The sequence below is a fragment of the Maritimibacter harenae genome, from assembly GCF_009882975.1.
GTDB classification, from domain to species: Bacteria; Pseudomonadota; Alphaproteobacteria; order Rhodobacterales; family Rhodobacteraceae; genus Maritimibacter; species Maritimibacter harenae.
Window position 1 is genome coordinate 254,777 of sequence record NZ_WTUX01000019.1, and the last position, 18,819, is coordinate 273,595.

Annotated in this window: 18 protein-coding genes; 17 read left to right on the forward strand and 1 reads right to left on the reverse strand. The window is 65.9% G+C overall.

What is annotated here, in order from left to right; all coding sequences use genetic code 11:
• Positions 1-3 precede the first annotated feature (3 nt).
• Positions 4-1,605 carry a sodium:solute symporter gene (locus GQE99_RS15990; RefSeq protein ID WP_161352638.1) on the reverse strand — a complete coding sequence of 534 codons (1,602 nt, stop codon included), beginning with the start codon at positions 1,603-1,605 and terminating at the stop codon, positions 4-6.
• A gap of 423 nt (positions 1,606-2,028) precedes the next feature.
• On the opposite strand from GQE99_RS15990, the gene GQE99_RS15995 reads away from it, so the two are divergent.
• The 17 genes from GQE99_RS15995 to GQE99_RS16075 all read left to right on the forward strand — a co-directional run bounded on the left by GQE99_RS15995 (position 2,029) and on the right by GQE99_RS16075 (position 18,781).
• On the forward strand, positions 2,029-3,627 hold the full coding sequence (locus GQE99_RS15995; protein WP_161352639.1) for a PRC-barrel domain-containing protein: 1,599 nt from the start codon (positions 2,029-2,031) through the stop codon (positions 3,625-3,627).
• 135 nt (positions 3,628-3,762) lie between these two features.
• Positions 3,763-5,205, forward strand: coding sequence for a TrkH family potassium uptake protein (locus GQE99_RS16000; protein WP_161352640.1), 1,443 nt, complete (start codon positions 3,763-3,765; stop codon positions 5,203-5,205).
• A gap of 10 nt (positions 5,206-5,215) precedes the next feature.
• Entirely contained in the window at positions 5,216-5,902 is a 687-nt protein-coding gene (locus tag GQE99_RS16005) for a potassium channel family protein (RefSeq protein ID WP_161352641.1), read from the forward strand.
• A gap of 67 nt (positions 5,903-5,969) precedes the next feature.
• Entirely contained in the window at positions 5,970-6,698 is a 729-nt protein-coding gene (locus GQE99_RS16010) for a gluconate 2-dehydrogenase subunit 3 family protein (protein ID WP_161352642.1), read from the forward strand.
• A gap of 3 nt (positions 6,699-6,701) precedes the next feature.
• Positions 6,702-8,480 carry a GMC family oxidoreductase gene (locus tag GQE99_RS16015; protein WP_161352643.1) on the forward strand — a complete coding sequence of 593 codons (1,779 nt, stop codon included), beginning with the start codon at positions 6,702-6,704 and terminating at the stop codon, positions 8,478-8,480.
• Positions 8,481-8,492: 12 nt separating this feature from the next.
• Positions 8,493-9,305, forward strand: coding sequence for a c-type cytochrome (locus GQE99_RS16020; RefSeq protein ID WP_161352644.1), 813 nt, complete (start codon positions 8,493-8,495; stop codon positions 9,303-9,305).
• 6 nt (positions 9,306-9,311) lie between these two features.
• A complete protein-coding gene (locus GQE99_RS16025; RefSeq protein WP_328794156.1) occupies positions 9,312-9,830 on the forward strand; it encodes a c-type cytochrome in 519 nt (172 codons plus the stop codon).
• Between the two features lies 1 nt (position 9,831).
• Positions 9,832-10,758 carry a cytochrome c oxidase subunit II gene (gene coxB / locus GQE99_RS16030; protein ID WP_161352645.1) on the forward strand — a complete coding sequence of 309 codons (927 nt, stop codon included), beginning with the start codon at positions 9,832-9,834 and terminating at the stop codon, positions 10,756-10,758.
• Complete coding sequence (gene ctaD / locus GQE99_RS16035; RefSeq protein ID WP_161352646.1) at positions 10,755-13,271, forward strand: cytochrome c oxidase subunit I; 2,517 nt, start codon at positions 10,755-10,757, stop codon at positions 13,269-13,271. The genes coxB and ctaD overlap by 4 nt, the downstream gene beginning before the upstream one ends.
• Positions 13,268-13,582 carry a hypothetical protein gene (locus GQE99_RS16040; RefSeq protein WP_161352647.1) on the forward strand — a complete coding sequence of 105 codons (315 nt, stop codon included), beginning with the start codon at positions 13,268-13,270 and terminating at the stop codon, positions 13,580-13,582. Before ctaD ends, GQE99_RS16040 begins: the two co-directional genes overlap by 4 nt.
• Before the next feature lies 1 nt (position 13,583).
• The gene (locus GQE99_RS16045; protein WP_161352648.1) at positions 13,584-14,300 is read left to right on the forward strand and encodes a cytochrome c oxidase assembly protein; all 717 of its coding nucleotides are present in this window, start codon (positions 13,584-13,586) and stop codon (positions 14,298-14,300) included.
• A gap of 126 nt (positions 14,301-14,426) precedes the next feature.
• Positions 14,427-14,765, forward strand: coding sequence for an ArsR/SmtB family transcription factor (locus GQE99_RS16050; protein WP_161352649.1), 339 nt, complete (start codon positions 14,427-14,429; stop codon positions 14,763-14,765).
• Positions 14,762-15,262 (forward strand): SRPBCC family protein, encoded by a 501-nt coding sequence (locus tag GQE99_RS16055; RefSeq protein ID WP_161352650.1) that lies wholly within the window; start codon positions 14,762-14,764, stop codon positions 15,260-15,262. Before GQE99_RS16050 ends, GQE99_RS16055 begins: the two co-directional genes overlap by 4 nt.
• A gap of 27 nt (positions 15,263-15,289) precedes the next feature.
• Positions 15,290-15,766 carry a VOC family protein gene (locus tag GQE99_RS16060; RefSeq protein WP_161352651.1) on the forward strand — a complete coding sequence of 159 codons (477 nt, stop codon included), beginning with the start codon at positions 15,290-15,292 and terminating at the stop codon, positions 15,764-15,766.
• A gap of 150 nt (positions 15,767-15,916) precedes the next feature.
• Positions 15,917-16,816 (forward strand): LysR family transcriptional regulator, encoded by a 900-nt coding sequence (locus tag GQE99_RS16065; protein ID WP_161352652.1) that lies wholly within the window; start codon positions 15,917-15,919, stop codon positions 16,814-16,816.
• A gap of 92 nt (positions 16,817-16,908) precedes the next feature.
• Positions 16,909-17,721: a putative hydro-lyase gene (locus tag GQE99_RS16070; RefSeq protein ID WP_161353269.1), complete on the forward strand. Its 813-nt coding sequence runs from the start codon at positions 16,909-16,911 to the stop codon at positions 17,719-17,721.
• Between the two features lie 25 nt (positions 17,722-17,746).
• A complete protein-coding gene (locus tag GQE99_RS16075) occupies positions 17,747-18,781 on the forward strand; it encodes a TRAP transporter substrate-binding protein (RefSeq protein WP_161352653.1) in 1,035 nt (344 codons plus the stop codon).
• Positions 18,782-18,819 lie beyond the last annotated feature (38 nt).

Here is an 18,819-nt window from a genome sequence, read left to right on the forward strand (position 1 = left end):
CGGTCAGGCGAACCAGATCACGAAGCCCACCGTGGCGACCGTGAGGAACCCGGCCCAGAGGGTGCGGTCCTTCCAGAGCGGCTTCTCCCACTTGGTGAAGACCTTGGCCGATTCCTCTCGCGACCAGACCAGGTTCCGCGTGTCCTCGTCCGTGTCCTGCCGGGTCAGGGCCGAAAGGCCGAAGTGCACCACGATGCCGATGAACATCATGATCGAGGACATGACCGTGTAGTGGATTTCCGGCAGGCCCCAATCGGCCCAAACGCTCGTCACTTCCTTCAGGATGAAGAGCGGGATGCCGACGACGAGCCCGACCACGATGGCCCAGAACGCCCCCGTTCCGTTCAGCCACGGCACGAACAGGCCCAGGATGTACACCACCACGATGGTGGGAATGATGTAGGACAGCGACGACTGAAAGTAGGAAAACAGGCTCTCGAAGCTGGAGATCGAGGGGGCGTAGACCGCGCCGAACACCATCACGATCCCGGTCACGACCCGGCCCAGCCACACCTGGCGCTTCTCCTTGACCTTCCAGATCGGCTCGATGAAATCCTTCACCACGAGCGTCGCGGCCGAGTTGAGCGCGGAGTCGAGCGACGACATGATCGCGGCGATGAGCGCGGCCATGATCAGCCCGCGCACGCCGATCGGCATGAGCTCGAAGGCGAGCGTCGGAAACGCGAGGTCCGGGGTCGACAGGTCGGGGTAGAGCTTGAGCGCGATGAGGCCCGGCAGGACCATCAGGAAGATGTTGGGCAGTTTCAGGAAGCCCGCGAAGAGCGCGCCGACCTGGCCTTCCTTGAGGTCCTTGGCGCCCAGCGTGCGCTGCACGACGAACTGGTTGATGGTCCAGTAGTAGAACCCGAGCAATATGACGCCCCAGAGGCCCGTCCAAGGAAGGAAATCGTCATCGGCCGCAAGGAAGAGGTGCTGTTTCCTCTCGGGAATGTCGACGAAGAGCTGCTGCCAGCCGCCGATCTCGTTCAGGCCCAGCCAGAACAGGGCGGCGGCGGCCACGATCAGGAGAATGGCCTGCACGGTGTCCGTGACGACCACGGCCGAGAGCCCGCCGAGGATGGTGTAGATCCCGGCCACCAGCGCCAGTACGGCCACGGCCGTCCAGAGGTTGAGGTAGCCCGTCACGCTCGAGATCACGAGCCCGCCGGCATAGAGCGCGCCGGCGGTGTCGATGAACATGATCGCGAGGATGGTGAACAGTGAAAACGCCCGGCGGGACCGGACGTCGTAGCGTTCCTCCAGAAACATCGGAACGGTCGAGATCTTCGCCCGCAGAAAAGATGGCAGGATGAAGATCGCGAACAGGATCAGGACCAGCGAGGCGGTCCATTCGTAGTTGAAGATCGAAACCCCGTTGCCGTAGGCGCCGCCCATCAGCCCGACGAAGCTCGAGCCCGACATGTTCGAAGCGAAGAGCGAGAAGCCGATGAGGTACCAGGGCAGGGATCGTCCGGCGAGAAAGTAGCTCTCGGAGCCGCCCTTCATCTTTTTCGAGACATAGATGCCGTGGGCGATGATCCCCATGAAATAGACTGCGACAATGGCGTAGTCGATCCAGCTCAGGTCGAATTGTGCGTTTTCCAAACCGCTCACTCCTCTTGAAATGTCGGACATTTGGAGGCCAGGGAGCGGACGCGTCTGCGCGGCGCGGGAACCTGTTGCACCTCACGAAGTCTTCAGCCCGAACGTGACCCGGGCGCCGGTGGTTTCCGCTTGCGGCAAAAATATCGCGTGGACCCATTTTGGCCCCCGGGGGTTCACCTGCGTCCGCGCACGGACATAGTGACCGGGACCGCCGGGAGACCTGCAAAGACAGGCCGGAAGGCCCTTTGGGGGCGTCCATCGCCGCCGGGCGCCCGAAACGCGGGCGGTGCCGGGAAGTTCCGCCAGCCACCGAAAAATAATCAATGGAACGAGTCGCCGGGGGGTCCTTGTTTGGTGGGAGAAGGTCGCCGGACGCAATCACGTCCCGACCCCACAGGAACAAGGTCGAAAGGATTGACCATGATGAAACGTATTCTCACAACCACCGCAATCGCCGCGTTGACGGCCATGCCGCTCCACGCCGAGCAGCACGCCGCCAACACCAACGAGGCCTCGATGCAGGTCAGCGTCGGCGATCAGGAATTCCGCGCCAGCAACATGATGGGCGCGAAGGTCTACATGCCGGGCGAAGGCGAAGGCCAGGACGTCGCGGGCATGGAAGTTTCCGAGGTTCCCGACAGCTGGACCGAGATCGGGTCCGTCGAAGACGTGTTCGTCGGCAATGGCGGCGAAATCGCCACCGTCGTCTTCTCGCCCAATGACGAGATTTCGAGCGACAAGGACCGCGTCGGTCTGAAGACCGCGTCGGTCGAGTTCAAGAAGGACTCGGACGGCAACGAGATCTACGTCGTCTACACCGGCGACAAGGTGACGCTCGAAGAGAGCGAGGAGTTCGACCAGGCCTCTGCCGAGCAGAGCGGTCAGAAATCCGCCGCCGACATGCAGAAGCAGCAGGCCAGCGCCGAGGACCAGAACAAGCAGTCCGGCGACAAGCAGATGCAGCAGGCCGCGAATGCTGAAACCCAGAAGGATGGCCTGACGATCCGCGCCGCGGACCTCACCGGCCACACCGTCTATGTTCCCACCACCGAGGAAGAAGCCGAAGGCATCAGCGCCGAGATGGCCGAAGTCCCGGACAACTGGGAACAGGTCGGCGATGTCGGTAGCGTGGTTCTGACCCGCGAAGGCGAGATCAAGTCGATCACGCTGGATGCCGGTGGCTTCCTCGGCGTGGACGAGAAGGAAATCGAAACCCAGATGGAAGACCTTCGTTTCGTGCGTGACGCGGATGCGGACGCCGACAACGAATTCTACATCGTCTACACGGGTGATCGCTCCAAGCTGGAGGACTCGGAAGAGTTCAACCGCACGCAGGCCGAAGCCGAAGGCAACCAGGTGATGACGTCTGAAGATGCCGATCAGGCGGCCAACCTGGCGCCGAAAGACGAGCCGCAAGCGGCCGGCGACGAGCAGGACCGTGACATGGCGTCGAACGAAGACGGCATGAAGAAAGAAGACGGTGAATCCCTGCAGAGCGCCGCAAATGAAGACGGCAAGAGCGAAGATGCGCAGGACGAACAGACTGCTTCGAACGAAGACGGCATGAACGAAGATGCCGAAGACGAGCAGATGGCTGCGAATGAAGACGGCATGAACGACAATGCCGACGAACAGCAGACCGCGCAGAACGACATGTCGGAAGACGGCTCGCAGGACGAGCAGATGGCGGATGCCGGCGCTCAGGAGACCGAAGGCACCGGCCCGATGACCAACGAGCAGATGGCCCAACTGACGGCCGATGAGCTCGAAGGTCAGACCGTCATCGGTTCGGAAGGCGACAACATCGGTGACGTCTCGACGCTCGTCCTCGACGACAGCGGCGAGATCGACAAGGTGATCGTCGACGTCGGCGGTTTCCTCGGCATCGGTGAGAAGCCCGTCGCGCTCCCCTTCGATGATCTGCAGATCGAGCAGACCGGCGAAGGCATGGGTGCGATCGAAGTGACCACCGACCATACCCAGGAAGAACTCGAGAACATGGAATCCTGGGACGAAGTGTAAGAAAGACTCCTTTGTCGGAGCCAGGGGTCGCCTTCGGGCGGCCCCTTTTTTGTGGGTTGTCACGGCAGGCGGCGGAACCCCGCCGCCTCGCGGGACGTTGGCCGGTCATGTTCTGCCGGAAACCGACGTAAGCCAATGGCATCTGACCGCGGTCAGGCCAGTGTCGTGTGGCGGGCCCGCCCCGACCGGATACTGCGAGCGCTGGCCTCCTATGGGCTGGTGCTCGCGGTCCTGACCGGCGTGCCCGCGCTCGCAGCGCTCGTCGCCCGCGCCTGGGAGCTCTTCGTGGTGCTTGCCGTTCCCGGCGTGCTGTCCGCGGGCATGGGTGTCATCGCGATGCGCCGCTGGGTGCCCGACGACCTGCGCAAGATCGAGGCGGTCGTGACGCTCGTGGGCCTCTTCGCCATCGCCTCGGTCCTGCCGGTCCCCGCTTTCATGGTGCTCGGGTTCAACGGCTGGGACGCGGTGTTCGAGTCGGTTTCGGCCATCACCTCGACCGGCCTGACCGTCGCGACCGGCACGATGGACTGGCCCTTCGCCGGGCACCTTCTTCGCAGTTGGCTGCAATGGTCGGGCGGTTTCGCCATCGCCGTGGCCGGCGTCGCCCTCATCATCGGCCCGGGCGCCACCGCGCAGGCGATGGGCCAGGTCGGCATCGAGAAACGCGACCTGCTGAGTTCCACCGGTGAGCAGGCGCGACAGTTGATGATCGTCTACGGCGTGCTGTCGGTCCTTGCCGTCGTCGTGCTCCTGCCCCTGATGCCGAGCTGGTGGGAGGCGGTGGCGATCGGGCTCACGGCCGTTTCCACCGGCGGCTTCACCCCGCGCCCCGACAGCCTGGCAAGCTACGGGCGGCTCGCGCAGGTGGTGACGATGCTGGTGTGCCTGTCCACGAGCGTCACGCTGATGTTCTACGTCCTGTGGCGGCGCAAGGGGCTGAAGGAAGCGATCCTCGGCACCAACGCGCGCGGCGTGCTGGGCGGGCTCGTGACCGGCCTCGTCGTGGTCACAGCGCTGTTCTTCATCGGGGGCGAACTGCCCTTGAGCGCGCTGGCCGACGTCCTGCTGAATTTCACCAGCGCGCTCACGACGGCCGGGTTCTCGGTCGACGTGGTGACGGACGTTCCGGGCGTCGTGGCGCTGCTGCTGACCGCGATGATCGTGGGCGGCGGCGTCGGCTCCACGGCGGGCGGGATCAAGATCGACCGCGCGATCAGCGTCGCGCGGATGGTGGGCCTGACGCTCATGCGCCTGCGCACCCCGCCGCGCGCCGTGACGCACCTGAAGGAGGAGGGGCAGCCTGTGAAGTCAGACCGCATCATCTCGCTCGTCGCGGTGGTGGCCTGCTACGGCCTCACGGCGCTGGTCGCCTGGGTCGTCTTCCTGATGTCGGGCAAGGCGCCGCTGGGGTCCCTCTTCGACATCGTCTCGGCGCTGTCCACGGTGGGGCTGTCGTCGGGCGTGACCGGTCCCGACCTGGCGCCGCACCTCAAGATGGTGCTGACGGCCGCCATGTTCCTGGGGCGCCTGGAATTCCTGGCCGTGATCGCCGCGCTGTCACCGGCCACCTGGAGATAAGGAGGAGCACATGAAAATCGTCATCGTCGGCGCATCGCGCTTCGGCGTCTCGACCGCGGAGCAGCTGGTCGAGACCGGGCACCAGGTGGTGCTGGTGGACACGAACCGGGAGAGGCTGGACGAGATGGCCGAGAACCTCGACTGCGGGATGCTGCACGGCGACGGATCTCTGCCGACCGTGCAGCGCGAAGCCTTCGGGGACCACGCGGACGCGCTGATCCTGCTCACCAACACCGACGACGTGAACATCATGGCCGCCCTCGTGGGCCGCTCGGTCGGGTTCGAGCGGGTGATCCCCCAGATCGTGCGCTCCGAACTGGTGGCGGTCTGCGAGGAGCTTGGGCTCGACGACCTGGTGACTCCGCACCAGACCCTCGCGCGCTCGCTCCTGCGCATGCTCGAGGACCATTCCGACGCCGCGCTCGAACTGCGGTTCCGCAACGGGCTGACCGTGCGCAGCTACACGATCGGCGAAAAGCTCGCGGGAACGAAGATCGGGGCGCTCGATCTGCCCGACCGTTGCCGCGTCATGGGCATCGCCACGGAGGAGGACGAGCGGTTGGGCGACGACGAGACGGTGCTCGAGGAAGGCAACCGGCTGATCGTCACGGTCGAGGACGACATCGTGGACGACGTGGATGAAATTTTCGAATCCCAGGACTCGGGTGACAGGTCCGAAAAGGACGACAGATCTTAAAAATTTGGAACAAAACTGCGGGGGGTCACTGTTCCGTGAGTACCAGCTTTCTCATACGAGGGACCCCATGCCGCAATTTTCGCGCAGGGCCGTGCTCATGCAATTGGGCGCGTCCGGCTTGGCCGCGCTGACACCCGGCGCCGCACTTGCCCAGAACCGTTACGCCGAACTCGATACGCAGCCGTGGAGTTACCTCGACGGGAACGAAGCCCGCTTCCTCGCATCGATGGCGGATGTGCTCATTCCCGAGGACGATTTCCCCAGCGCCTCGCAGGCCGGGGTCGTCGATTTCATCGACCTTCAATTGGCCGGACCCTACGGACAGGGTGCCGGCCTTTATCTTGAGGGGCCCTTCGGCGACGGAACCCCCGAACAGGGCTGGCAGGCGGACCACACGCCCGCCTCGCTCATCCGGACCGGCATCGCCCGGCTCGAGCGCGACGACACCCGCCTCGTCGACCTCGACGCCGATGAGCGCGAGGAATTCGTGACGCGCCTCTCGGAAGGCAAGGATTTCGATCTGGGCGACGTGCCCGCCAAGACCCTGTTCGACGAGATCTGGGCGCTGGTGAAGGAAGGCTACTTCGCCGATCCGATCTACGGCGGCAACAAGGGCTACGCCGGCTGGGAGATGGTCGGTTTCCCCGGCGCCCATGCCTACTACCCCGACCACGTGGACAAGAACGCCCCGTTCCCGGCCCCGCCGCGCGGCATCGCGCACGTGCCGGGCACCCGCCACTCGGCCGATACCGCCAGCGCGCTGCGCGGCGCCGACACACCGAAAGAGGAGGGCTGAGCCTTGGCCACGCAACTTCCAAAGACAGATGTCGTCATCGTCGGCGCCGGCTGGACCGGCCTTGCCGCCGCCAAGGAGCTGGCGGACGCGGGGCAGCGCTGCGTCGTGATCGAACGCGGCGACTGGCGCCATGACGCGAGCAATTTCGGCGCGCCGGAGGAACATGACGAATTGAAATACGCCCGCCGCAAGGAGCACATGATCGACACGCCGACGAAGACGCTGTCGTTCCGCAACAATGCCGACCAGACCGCGCTCCCCATGCGCCGGCTGGGCTCGTTCCTGCCCGGCAAGGGCCTGGGCGGGGCCGGCATCCACTGGAACGGACAGCTCTGGCGGCCGCTGCCCTCGGACCTCGAGATGCGCAGTCACTATGCCGATCGCTACGGCGAGGACATCCTCAAGGGCATGAATGTCCAGGACTGGGGCATGACCTATGACGAACTCGAACCGCATTTCGATTTCTTCGACCGGGTCTGCGGGACATCGGGCGTCGCGGGCAACCTGAACGGCGAAACGCAGGATGGCGGCAACCCGTTCGAGGGGCCGCGCTCCTCGGACTACCCGAACCCGCCGATGAAGGCCTCGCCGCCCCTCCAGATGTTCCGCGATACGGCCGAGCAGATGGGATACAACCCGTTCCACATGCCCTCGGCCAACGTGACCCGGGCCTACGAGAACGCCTACGGCGCGCAGCTGCATCCCTGCACCTATTGCGGGTTCTGCGAACGCTTCGGCTGCGGCTACTTCGCCAAGGCGGACCCGATCGTGTGCATCTACGACGTGGTCAAGGATCACGAGAACTTCGAACTGCGGATGAATTCGCAGGTGCTGCGCGTCGAGAAGTCCGAGGACGGCAAGACCGCGACCGGCGTGACCTATGTCGACGAGAACGGCCGGGAGGTGTTCCAGCCCGCCGACACGGTCTGCCTCAACGCCTATGCGCTGTGGAACGTGCACCTGATGCTGGTGAGCGGCCTGGGCACACCCTACGACCCGGAAACCGGCGAGGGGACGGTGGGGCGCAACTACGCCTACCAGACGATCGCGGCCGCCAGCGTGTTCTTCGACGAGAACGTCTGGTCCAACCCCTTCATGGGGGCCGGCGCGCTCGGCATGACGATCGACGATTTCAACGGCGACAACTTCGACCACAGCGACCTTGGTTTCGTCGGCGGCGGCTACATCAGTGCGAACCAGACGAACGGTCGCCCGATCAACTACCACCCGACGCCGCCCGACACGCCCAAGTGGGGCGCGGAATGGAAGCAGGCGGTGCGCGAGAACTACCTGCACCACGTGGGCATCGTGTGCCACGGAAGCTCGGTCGCCGTACCTCAGAACTACCTGGACCTCGATCCGACCTACAAGGATGCCTATGGCCAGCCGCTTCTCAGGATGACGTTCGACTTCCCCGAGAACGACCGGAAGATGAGCGCCTACGTGTTGTCCAAGGCCGAGGAGATCGCGCGCAACATGGACAACGTGCGCGCGGTGAGCACCGTGAACCGGGCCGCCGAGGGCGAGAAGTATTCCATCGTGCCCTACCAGACGACCCACAACACGGGCGGCGCGGTCATCGGCTCGGACCCGAAAACCAGCGTCGTCAATCGCTACGGCCAGATGTGGGACCATCACAACGTCTTCGTCTTCGGCGCCTGCCTGTTTCCCCAGAACCTCGGATACAACCCGACCGGGCCGTTGATGGGGCTGGCGTACTGGACGCTCGATCACATGAAGAACGACTACCTGCAAAACCCCCGCCCGCTGATGGACGCCTGAAGGAGGCCCGACATGAAACTTGCCAGAACAGCCATTCTCGCCGTCGCGTCGGTCAGCTTCGGGTCCGCCGTCGTGCTGCACGCACAGGACAATTCCGGGGAACCGGAGATGTCCGAGCTCGAACGCCGTCTTGACGTGGACAGCGTGCTCTTCAACGCGACGATCAACGAAGAGCCGGACGACGACCTCCTCGAACAGGGGCGGCTCGTGGCGATGGGAAGCTCCGAAAACGGGGGCTCCGGCATGGCCTGCATCACCTGCCACGGCGTCGACGGGCAGGGCGACGGGTCCGCCGCCTTCCCGCGTCTCGACGGACAGGCGGGCTGGTATCTCTACAAGCAGCTCGAGGACTACGCGAGCGGCGCGCGCCCCAACCGGGTGATGTCCGGCATCGCCGAGCGGCTCACCGAAGGCGAGCGCGAGGCGGTCGCGGCCTATTACGCCGCGATGCCGACGGGAGATCTCGACAATGCGCACGGGTCCATCGACGGCAACCAGCTTCAATGGGGCGGGCAACTCGCCTCCGTGGGGTCGGCCGAGAAGGGCATCCCCGCCTGCGTCAACTGCCACGGCGCGCAAGGCACGGGTCTGCCGCCGTCGGTTCCCTACCTCGCCGGGCAATATGCCGGGTACATGGAGCTCCAGCTCGAACTCTGGAGCGAGGGCACGCGCGACAACGACGCGATGGACGTCATGTCGACCATCGCCGAAAAGATGAGCGAAGAGGACATGCGCGCGGTGGCCGAGTACTACGCCCGCGTGACCAACCCCGAAACCGGCGGGGAACAGTCCGACACCGACTACGACATGCCCGCCGCGGAGTGACGCGCAGTGGAGGGGGCGCAGAAAGCCGGCCGGATCCTTGCGACCGTCCTGGGTGGCCTGGCCATCCTGGCGGTCTGCGGCGTGGTGGCGGCCTGGGCGGTCGCACGGCCTGACGCCGATCCGGTGACGGCCGCCTTCGAGCGTGCGGCGGCCCGCGTGTCGGCGCTGGTGGATTCCGTCCTGCCCGAACGCGTCGCGCCCGCCCCGGACTGGACGGAGCAGGCGATGGTGGTGGCCGACGGCGATCCGCGCAAGGGCGCGGCGCTCATCGACCGGTACGGCTGCGGCGCCTGCCACACGATCCCGGGCATCACGCGCGCGCAGGGCCGTGTCGGCCCCGGCCTCACGGGATTCCGCGACCAGGCCTACGTCGCCGGCGTGCTGCCGAACCGGCCGGGGCCGCTGGTGGACTGGCTTCAATCCCCGCCGCGCCATTCGCCGCAGACCGCGATGCCCGACATGGGCATCAGCGAAGCGCAGGCCGAGCATATTGCGGCCTACCTCTACACGCTGGAGGGGCGCTGAGATGGAGCCCACGCTTGACACCTTTGCCGTTCAGGACATGTCCAACGTCGCGGGGTTCGCCGCGGGCGAGACGCTCTGGCTGACGCTGATCATGACGGCCGGCGCGGTCGCGATCTTCATCGCCGTGATGGTGCTCGTCGTTCTCGCCTGGCGCGGACGCGGCGGTGGACGGACGTGGTGGATCATCGGCGGGGGCATCGTCTTTCCCGTCGTTGTCATGGCGCTCCTCTTCGTGCTCTCGACCTTCGTGCTGAGAAGCGTGGCCGCCCCGGCCGCGCCCGATCACGTGATCGAGGTGACGGGCAAGCAGTTCTGGTGGAACGTGGTCTACGACCCCGAGGGCCGCGCGCTGCGCGACGCCAACGAGGTCGTGCTGCCCCTGGGCGAACCGGTCGAGATCCGGCTGAAGAGCGCGGACGTGATCCATTCGTTCTGGGTGCCGCCGATCGCGGGCAAGATGGACATGATCCCGGGCCGGGTGAACACGCTGACCGTGACGGCCACCCGCGAAGGGCGCTTTCGCGGCCAGTGCGCCGAGTTCTGCGGGCTTTCCCATCCGCTGATGGCCTTCGAGGCGGTCGTGCTGCCCCCCGACGAGTACGACGCGTTCCTCGCCGATCTCGACCGCGAGGCGCATGATGCCGTCACCCCGCAGGAGCGGCGCGGCGCCGAGGTCTTTCAATCCTCCGGCTGCGTGGCCTGCCACCGCGTGCAAGGCATCTCCGATGCCCGCATCGGCCCTGACCTCACCCGTATTGGGGCGCGCGCCGCGCTGGGCGCCGGGATGTGGGAGATGAACACCGGCAACCTCGCGGGCTGGATCGCCAACGTGGACGACATGAAACCGGGGGCCGAGATGCCCTCTTACAACCACCTGTCCGGGCCCGACCTGCGCGCCCTGGTCGCGTGGCTGGAGAGCCTGACATGAGCGTCACGGAGACACCGACCGCCTATTCCGGCGCGCGCAAGGGCGAGGACAAGAGCTTCGAGGGCGTCTGGGACACCCCGACGGGCCTGCGCAAGCTCTCCTCGGTCAGTCACCGGGTGGTGGGGCGGCGCTTCATCTACACCGGTTTCGTCTTCTTCCTGATCGCCGGCGTCCTCGCGCTCATGGTGCGCACGCAGCTCATCGTGCCGGGCAACACCTTTCTCGATCTCGAGACCTACAACCAGGTCTTCACGATGCACGGAACGCTGATGATGTTCCTGTTCGCGATCCCGATCCTCGAGGGCTTCGCGGTCTACCTCATCCCGCTCATGCTGGGCGCGCGCGACCTGATCTTCCCGCGCCTCGGGCAGTTCGGGTACTACTGCTACCTCTTCGGCGGCATCATCGTGCTGTCGTCCTTCCTGTTCGACGCCGCGCCCGACGGCGGGTGGTTCATGTACGTGCCCCTGTCGACCAAGGCGCATACGCCGGGCCTGTCGGCGGATTTCTGGCTGATCGGCATCACCTTCGCCGAGATCGCATCGGTCACGGCCGCGGTCGAACTGATCACCGCGATCCTGTGCGCCCGTGCGCCGGGGATGAGCCTGACCAAGATGCCGGTCTTCGCCTGGTACATCCTGATCACCGCCTTCATGATCGCCATCGGCTTTCCGCCCCTCATCATCGGCTCCATCCTGCTCGAGGCGGAACGCTTGCTGGCTCTTCCGTTCTTCGACCCGATGCTGGGGGGCGATCCTCTCCTGTGGCAGCACCTCTTCTGGCTCTTCGGTCACCCTGAGGTCTACATCATCTTCCTGCCCGCCGCGGGCATGGTCGCCACGATGTTGCCGACCTTCGTGGGCAAGCCCCTCTTCGGTTACGGCTTTGCGGTGGCCGCGGTCGTCACGATGGGGTTCATCAGCTTCGGGCTCTGGGCACACCACATGTTCGCCACGGGCCTGCCCATCCTGTCCTTGTCGCTCTTCTCGGCGGCTTCGAGCATGGTGGCGGTGCCGACCGCGATCCAGATCTTCTGTTTCATCGCAACGCTGGCTTCGGGCAGGCCGAGGCTCACCGTGCCCATGCTGTTCATCCTGGGGTTCCTGTCGATCTTCGTGATCGGCGGCCTCACCGGCGTGATGCTGGCCAGCGTGCCGTTCAACTGGCAGGCGCATGACAGTTACTTCGTGGTCGCCCACCTCCATTATGTCCTGATAGGGGGCATGGTCTTCCCGCTCATCGGCGCGTTCTACTACTGGGCGCCGCATTTCACCGGTCGCATGATGTCCGAGCGGCTCGGGCGCTGGGTCTTCGGCCTGATGTTCGTGGGCTTCAACGCCACGTTCCTGCTCATGCACCTGACCGGCCTGCGCGGGATGCCCCGGCGCGTGGCCACCTATGCCGAGGGGCTGGGCTGGGACCGGCTGAACATGCTCAGCTCGATCGGGAGCTACATCCTTGCCGCCGGGATCGCGCTCTTCGTCTTCGACTTCTTCCGCAGCCGCCGACACGGGCCGAAGGCCCCGCGCAATCCGTGGGGCGCGGGGACGCTCGAATGGCTCTACCCCCCGGTGGCGCCGGGCTTCAACTTCCACGCCATTCCGCCGGTCGAAAGCCGCGAGCCGCTGTGGGACCAGCCCGAGCTTCTCGAGCGCGAGGCGCACGAGGTCGATGGCGTGATGCACGGCATCCGGGACGGGCGGCGCGAAACCCTGGGCTGCGATCCGGTCAGCGGCGCGCCGCTCTACGTCCTGCGCCTGCCGCATCCCACCTGGATCCCGATGCTGGCGGCGGCGGGGCTTGCCATCCTGTTCGGGGCGACGCTCGCCTCGGCCTACTGGGTGTGCGCCGTCGGCGGGGTGATCGCGCTCGCGGCCTTCACGCTCTGGGCGTGGGAGCCGTCGGACAGCGGCGTGACGCGCGATGCGGGCATGGGGCACGAGTTGCCGGTGAACGTGGTGGACAAGCGCGCCCACATGCATGTGGCGCTGGTCGGGACCATGCTGGTCCTGATGGCGCTCTTCGCCTCGCTGATCTTCGGTTTGCTCTACCTGTGGAACATCCGGCCCGACGCGGCCGAGACGGTCACCCGGCCGGGTCTGGTCGCTGCCGCCGTGGCGGTGGTCGCCGGGATCGCGGTCGCGGTCTTCGGCCAGTTTACCCGCCGCACGGCCGTGTCCGACCGCAACCTCGGCGCGATGGCGCTGTCGCTTCTCACCGCGGCCGCAGCGGTCGCCTCGGCCGGGGCGCTGGGCCTGTCGCTGATGCCGGTCGATCCCTGGGCCAGCGCGCTCGGTGCGACGCTCTGGGCGACCGGGGGCTTCACCGGCATCGTGCTCTTCGTTCTGCTCTACTGGGCGCTCTTCAACGCAGCCCGCCGCCTGACGCGGCGTACGGGGCCCGGGCAGTCGATGCCGGACTTCAACCTTGCCACGTTCGCGAAGGGCAGCGGGCTCATGGTCGTGGTCGCCGGTGCGTTCTTCATCGCGGGCGCGATGGGGGGTGTCGGATGAGCGATCTCACCCGCCAGATCGTCGCGATCGCGCGCCCCGGCCTGACCTGGGCCGTGCATTTCGTCGCGATCTACGCGCTCATCTCGGCGTCCTGCGCGGCGCGGGCGATGATCGGGCATCCGACGCTGGTGATCGCCGGGGGCGCCGTCACGGTGGTCGCGGTCGCGGCGTGCCTGTGGTCCGTCTTCGCCCCGCCGGCGGGCGGCAGCACCGACCTGCGGCGCGCGGCGGTCTGGGGCGGGCTCGTCTTCGCGCTGGCCTGCGTCGCCAACGCGTCGGCGCTCTTTCTCTTTCAAGGCTGTGGAGGCTGACATGGACGACTACGTGCCTTTCTGCGGGACGCCCCCGCTGCCTTCCGAACTCATGAGCCGCTGGACCTTCGATCCCGTCCTGCTGGCCGGGCTGGCCATCGCGCTGGCGCTGGTCATCCGATTGACGAGCGGCCCGGCCCGGCGACAGGCGCTTGGCGGCTGGGCGCTCGTCGCGATCCTCTTCGTCTCGCCGCTCTGCGCCGCCTCGATGGCGCTGTTCTCGGCGCGGGTGGGACAGCACCTGCTGCTCACCCTCGTCGCGGCCCCGCTTCTGGCGACGATGCTCCGTCGCGCGCCGCCGCCGGCCTTCAGCGCCGCGGCGTTCGCCGCGCTGTTCTGGCTCTGGCACGTGCCCGGCCCCTACGCGCTCACGCTGCAATCCGACCTGGTCTACTGGGCGATGCACCTGAGCCTGCTGGGCGCGGTGGTCACGCTCTGGGCTTCGTTCCGCCAGTCGGTCGAGACCATGCCTTTCGCGACGATCCTGTCGGCGGCGGCGACGAGCGCGCAGATGACGCTCCTGTCGGTGCTCCTGATCTCGTCCACGCGCCTTTGGCATCCCTGGCACGCGTTGACCACGGGGCCCTTCGGCATGACCGCGCTGGGCGACCAGGTTCTGGCCGGCGCCCTCATGTGGGTCGCGGGCGGCCTGATCTTCTCGGCCCTCGTGGCGCTCCTGGCCTACCGCTACTTCGCCCTGTCGCGCCGCAGCGCCTGACGGGCCTCTCCCACAACCTGCCACGATGACCGCCGCCCGGAGCCCGGGCGGCGCATGTCCGCGCGTCGGGCATTTCCCAAAACTTACCTCTTGATGTCAGTATTGCGCTTCCATATACTTACCCTCATGGATAGCAATCAACCCGATCTCGACCTGGTCTTCTTCGCAATGGCCGACGGCACGCGCCGCGCCGTGCTGCAGAAGCTGGGGGAGGGGCCGGCATCGGTCAGCGACCTGTCGGAGCCCTTCGACATGGCGCTGCCGCCGTTCATGAAGCACATCAAGATGCTCGAGAAGGCCAAGCTGATCACCACCCGCAAGGTTGGTCGCGTCCGCACCTGCGAGCTCAATCCCGACACCTATGCCGATCTTGAAAACTGGCTCCACGAGCAAAGACGGCAGTGGGATTCTCGCTACCAGAAACTCGACGCACTCCTGACCCAAATGAAAGGGGCATCAGAATGAAACCCGATCTCCAGAACAGCTTCGTCGCCGACATGCAGAAAAGCCAGATCACCGTGCGACGCGAATTCGATGCTCCCAAGGACATGGTCTGGGAGTGCTATACGAAATCGGACCTCCTCGATCGGTGGTTCGCGCCCGAACCGTTCACCGCGCAGACCAAGTCGATGGACTTTCGCCCCGGCGGGCATTGGCTCTTCGCGATGGTCAGCCCCGACGGGGACAAGCACTGGTCCCGGTTCGACTACGAAACCATCGATCCCAAGGACGGCTTCACGGCGCAGGATGCGTTCAGCGACGAAGACGGCAACATCAACCGCGACATGCCGGTCTCGACCTGGGAAGTCACGTTCGATGACCGGTCGTCCCGAACGCTCGTCCAGATCGTCACGACCTACGATTCCCCGGAAGCGGTGGACCAGGTCGTGCAGATGGGCATGGAAGAGGGGATCAAGGCGACCCTCGCGCAGCTCGAACGCCTGCTGAAGACCATGTCCTGAAGCGATCGCGACGAAAGGAGAGAGACCATGACGGACCTCGTGAATTGCCTGTGGTACGACCACGGAGAAGCCGGGAAGGCCGCCGAATTCTACGCGGCGACCTTTCCCGACAGCCGCGTCGACAGCGTCAACCGCGCCCCCTCCGATTTTCCCGGCGGAGAGGCCGGGGCGGAGCTCACGGTCGAATTCACCGTGCTGGGGCGGAAATTCCTCGGACTGAACGGCGGCCCGGCCTTCACTCCGAACGAATCCGTCTCTTTCATGGTGCTGACGGAGAACCAGGAAGAGACCGATCGCTACTGGAACGCCATCGTCGGGAACGGCGGCGCGGAAAGCGATTGCGGCTGGTGCAAGGATCGCTGGGGCCACTCCTGGCAGATCACGCCGCGCCAGTTGATCGAGCTCACGACATCCTCGGACCCCGACACGGCCCGCCGGGCCTTCGAGGCGATGATGACCATGAAGAAGATCGACATCGCGACGGTCGAGAACGCGGTGCGCTGACGCGCGCCCGAAAGAAGGCTGCGCGGCGCCGCCCTGGAGCGGCGCCCCGGCCCATGTCCGCGTGACGCGCTCGTTTCGAAGCATGGCTGATTGCCGGGCGGCGCACGGAAAGCGGGGCGTTTCGCGATTATTCATCTATATGTCTTGATCATGAACAGTCTGAATCTCGAACAGCTTCGCACCTTCCTCGCGGTCGTGCGCCTTGGCGGCATCCGAAAGGCTGCAAACGGCATGCATATCACCCAGCCCGCCGTCACCGCCCGGATCAAGGCGTTGGAGGCGACGCTTGCGGCAGAGCTTTTCGACCGAAGCTCGGCCGGGATGAAGCTCACCAAGCGCGGCGAGCTGCTTCTGACCTATGCCGAGAAATTCGAGCATCTCTCGGAGATGGTTGCGCGTGACGTGATCCACCCGGATGGGATGGAGGGGCGCCTGCGGCTCGGCGTGTCCGAAACGATCGCGCAATGCTGGCTGCCGGAGCTGATCGCGCGTTGCCATCGCCGGTATCCGAACCTTGAGATCGAGTTCGACGTCGATATTTCGACCAACCTTCGTGCATCGTTGCTGGGCCATTCCCTGGACCTGGCGGTTCTGCTGGGCCCGATCTCGGAGCAATCGATCGACAATATCCCGCTGCCGGGGTTCGAGTTGACATGGTATGTCGCGGCGGATGCGCCCGAGCTCGACGATCCGGCCGATCACCTGACACGACCGGTGTTGACCTATGCGCGCAACACGCGGCCCTACCGGGAACTCAAGGACATGTTGTTCGAACGGGTCGGGCCCGAGGTGCAGATCTTCCCGTCCTCGTCACTGTCGGCCTGCTTTCGCCTGGTCGAGGCCGGCCTCGGCGTCGCGGCGCTGCCGAAGGCGTTGGGCCGGGCGTTCCTCGAAGCGGGGACGATCCGCAGCTTCGATCCGGGATGGGCCCCCAGCCCCCTGCAATTCACGGCCTCCTACCGTGGTGAGCCGACCAGCCACATGGTCCAGACGGCCGCCCGACTGGCGCGTGAAGTGGCGCTGGACTATCAGGCATATCAAAAAAGCTGATCAATAATGAAAGAAATATACGATTTGCACTTATAAGGTGGGCTGGGCAACGTTCTCTGGAAAAGAGGATACAGCCCGTGATCACCGACCATATGCGCCTTCAGAACAGCGACCTGCCGGCCCTCCGCGCCGACATTCGCGCCGGCCGCTATCGGTCACATACCGCGGGTCTCGGCGCCGGGTATCTCCAGACAAATCTTGTGATCCTGCCCGAAGCCTACGCGCTCGACTTCATGCGGTTCTGCCAGCGCAATCCAAAGCCCTGTCCGCTCGTGGGCGTGTCCGACACCGGCGATCCGATGATGCGCACGCTGGGCCATGACATCGATATTCGGACCGACGTGCCGGCATACAACGTCTATCGCGATGGATCCCTTGAAGGCAGCGTGACCGACATATCTGACCTTTGGACAGACGACATGGTGGCTTTCGCCCTGGGCTGTTCGTTCACGTTCGAGGATGCCCTTGCGCGCGCCGGCATCGCCGTCTGGCACGTCGAACACGACACGACGGTGCCGATGTTCCGGTCCAACATCCAGACCGTGGCCTCTGGCCCCTTCTCGGGCCGGATGGTCGTGTCGATGCGCGCCATTCCCGAGGACCGGGTCGACGACGCCGCGGCGATCTCGCGCCGGTTTCCATTGGCCCACGGCGCCCCGGTCCATGCGGGCGACCCGTCCGAGCTGGGCATCTCCGACATAACGCGCCCCGACTGGGGTGATCCCGCCCCTGTCGGGCCCGGGACGGTGCCGGTCTTCTGGGCCTGCGGGGTCACACCGCAGGTCGCGCTCGAAGCCGCCGCGCCGCGCCTCTGCATCACCCACAAGCCGGGGCACATGCTCATCACGGACATACCGGACACCGCGGAGGTGCCCGTGCTGGCACCGACGCCAGGAAACCAATGAACGAAGACCCAACAAGGAGAGAGACATGACACGTCTGACTGCCATTCTGGCCGCCACCACCGCGCTCGCCGCGCCCGCCTTCGCCGAGGACCTCTCGGTCGTCGGATCTTGGTCCAGCCTTCCGCTTCACCAGCAATACGAAGCACCATTCTGGTCCGAAACCGTTCCCGAGGCATCGGGCGGCGATATCAACGTTTCGCTGACCACGCATGACCAGATGAACCTGGGCGTCGGCGACGTCTACCGCCTGCTGGGCGATGGGGTCTACGACGTGGCGATGACGGTCGCGGATTATGCCGTGGCTGATGCGCCTGAGCTCGAAGGGCTGGACGTGCCGCTCGTGGCGCTCACGGCCGACGAGGCGCGGGCGATGGTCGATGCGGCCCGGCCGATGGTCGAGGACATCTATGCGGACCGGTTCAACAGCCACGTGCTCGCGATCGCGCCCTATCCGCCGCAGGTCGTCTTCTGCAACGCCGAGATCTCCGGCCTGGACGATCTTGCCGGCAAGAAGGTGCGTGCCTCTGGCCGCATGACCGCCAAGTTCCTCGAGGCGCTGGGCGCCGAAGGTGTGAACGTCGCGTTCTCGGAAGTGCCCGGCGCGCTTCAGAAAGGCGTCGTGGATTGCGCGGTGACGGGCGCGGGGTCCGGCTACTCCGCCGGATGGTGGGAGGTCTCCACCCACCTGCTGCCGATCCCGCTCGGAGGCTGGGACTCGGTCGTCACCGCGGTCAACATGGACAAGTGGAACAGCCTTTCCGAGGACCACCAGGCGCTGCTTGCCGAGCAGGCCCGGGAGAACTTCGAAGACCCCGCCTGGGATTCGGCCCAGGATGCGCTGGTCAACGACATCGCCTGTCTTACCGGCAACGGCGACTGCCCGGCCGGTGAGGCGCGCGACATGACGCTCGTCGAGGTCTCGGAGGAGGATTTCGCCAAGGCGCGCGAGGTCCTCGTGACCGAGGTGCTGCCCGAGTGGGCCGAACGTGCGGGCGACGAATGGGCCCAACGGTGGAATGCCTCGGTCGGGGAGACCGTGGGCGTTAAGATCGGCGAATGAGCCACGATGGGCCCGCGGCACCGCGGGCCCATGATCGA

Excerpts from the sequence above, each read along its gene's own strand:
- GQE99_RS15995 (WP_161352639.1), top strand. The coding sequence starts at position 2,029 with ATGAAACGTATTCTCACAACCACCGCAATCGCCGCGTTGACGGCCATG.
- GQE99_RS16000 (WP_161352640.1), top strand. The coding sequence starts at position 3,763 with ATGGCATCTGACCGCGGTCAGGCCAGTGTCGTGTGGCGGGCCCGCCCC.
- GQE99_RS16005 (WP_161352641.1), top strand. The coding sequence starts at position 5,216 with ATGAAAATCGTCATCGTCGGCGCATCGCGCTTCGGCGTCTCGACCGCG.
- GQE99_RS16010 (WP_161352642.1), top strand. The coding sequence starts at position 5,970 with ATGCCGCAATTTTCGCGCAGGGCCGTGCTCATGCAATTGGGCGCGTCC.
- GQE99_RS16020 (WP_161352644.1), top strand. The coding sequence starts at position 8,493 with ATGAAACTTGCCAGAACAGCCATTCTCGCCGTCGCGTCGGTCAGCTTC.
- coxB (WP_161352645.1), top strand. The coding sequence starts at position 9,832 with ATGGAGCCCACGCTTGACACCTTTGCCGTTCAGGACATGTCCAACGTC.
- ctaD (WP_161352646.1), top strand. The coding sequence starts at position 10,755 with ATGAGCGTCACGGAGACACCGACCGCCTATTCCGGCGCGCGCAAGGGC.
- GQE99_RS16040 (WP_161352647.1), top strand. The coding sequence starts at position 13,268 with ATGAGCGATCTCACCCGCCAGATCGTCGCGATCGCGCGCCCCGGCCTG.
- GQE99_RS16045 (WP_161352648.1), top strand. The coding sequence starts at position 13,584 with ATGGACGACTACGTGCCTTTCTGCGGGACGCCCCCGCTGCCTTCCGAA.
- GQE99_RS16050 (WP_161352649.1), top strand. The coding sequence starts at position 14,427 with ATGGATAGCAATCAACCCGATCTCGACCTGGTCTTCTTCGCAATGGCC.
- GQE99_RS16055 (WP_161352650.1), top strand. The coding sequence starts at position 14,762 with ATGAAACCCGATCTCCAGAACAGCTTCGTCGCCGACATGCAGAAAAGC.
- GQE99_RS16060 (WP_161352651.1), top strand. The coding sequence starts at position 15,290 with ATGACGGACCTCGTGAATTGCCTGTGGTACGACCACGGAGAAGCCGGG.
- GQE99_RS16065 (WP_161352652.1), top strand. The coding sequence starts at position 15,917 with ATGAACAGTCTGAATCTCGAACAGCTTCGCACCTTCCTCGCGGTCGTG.
- GQE99_RS16070 (WP_161353269.1), top strand. The coding sequence starts at position 16,909 with ATGCGCCTTCAGAACAGCGACCTGCCGGCCCTCCGCGCCGACATTCGC.
- GQE99_RS16075 (WP_161352653.1), top strand. The coding sequence starts at position 17,747 with ATGACACGTCTGACTGCCATTCTGGCCGCCACCACCGCGCTCGCCGCG.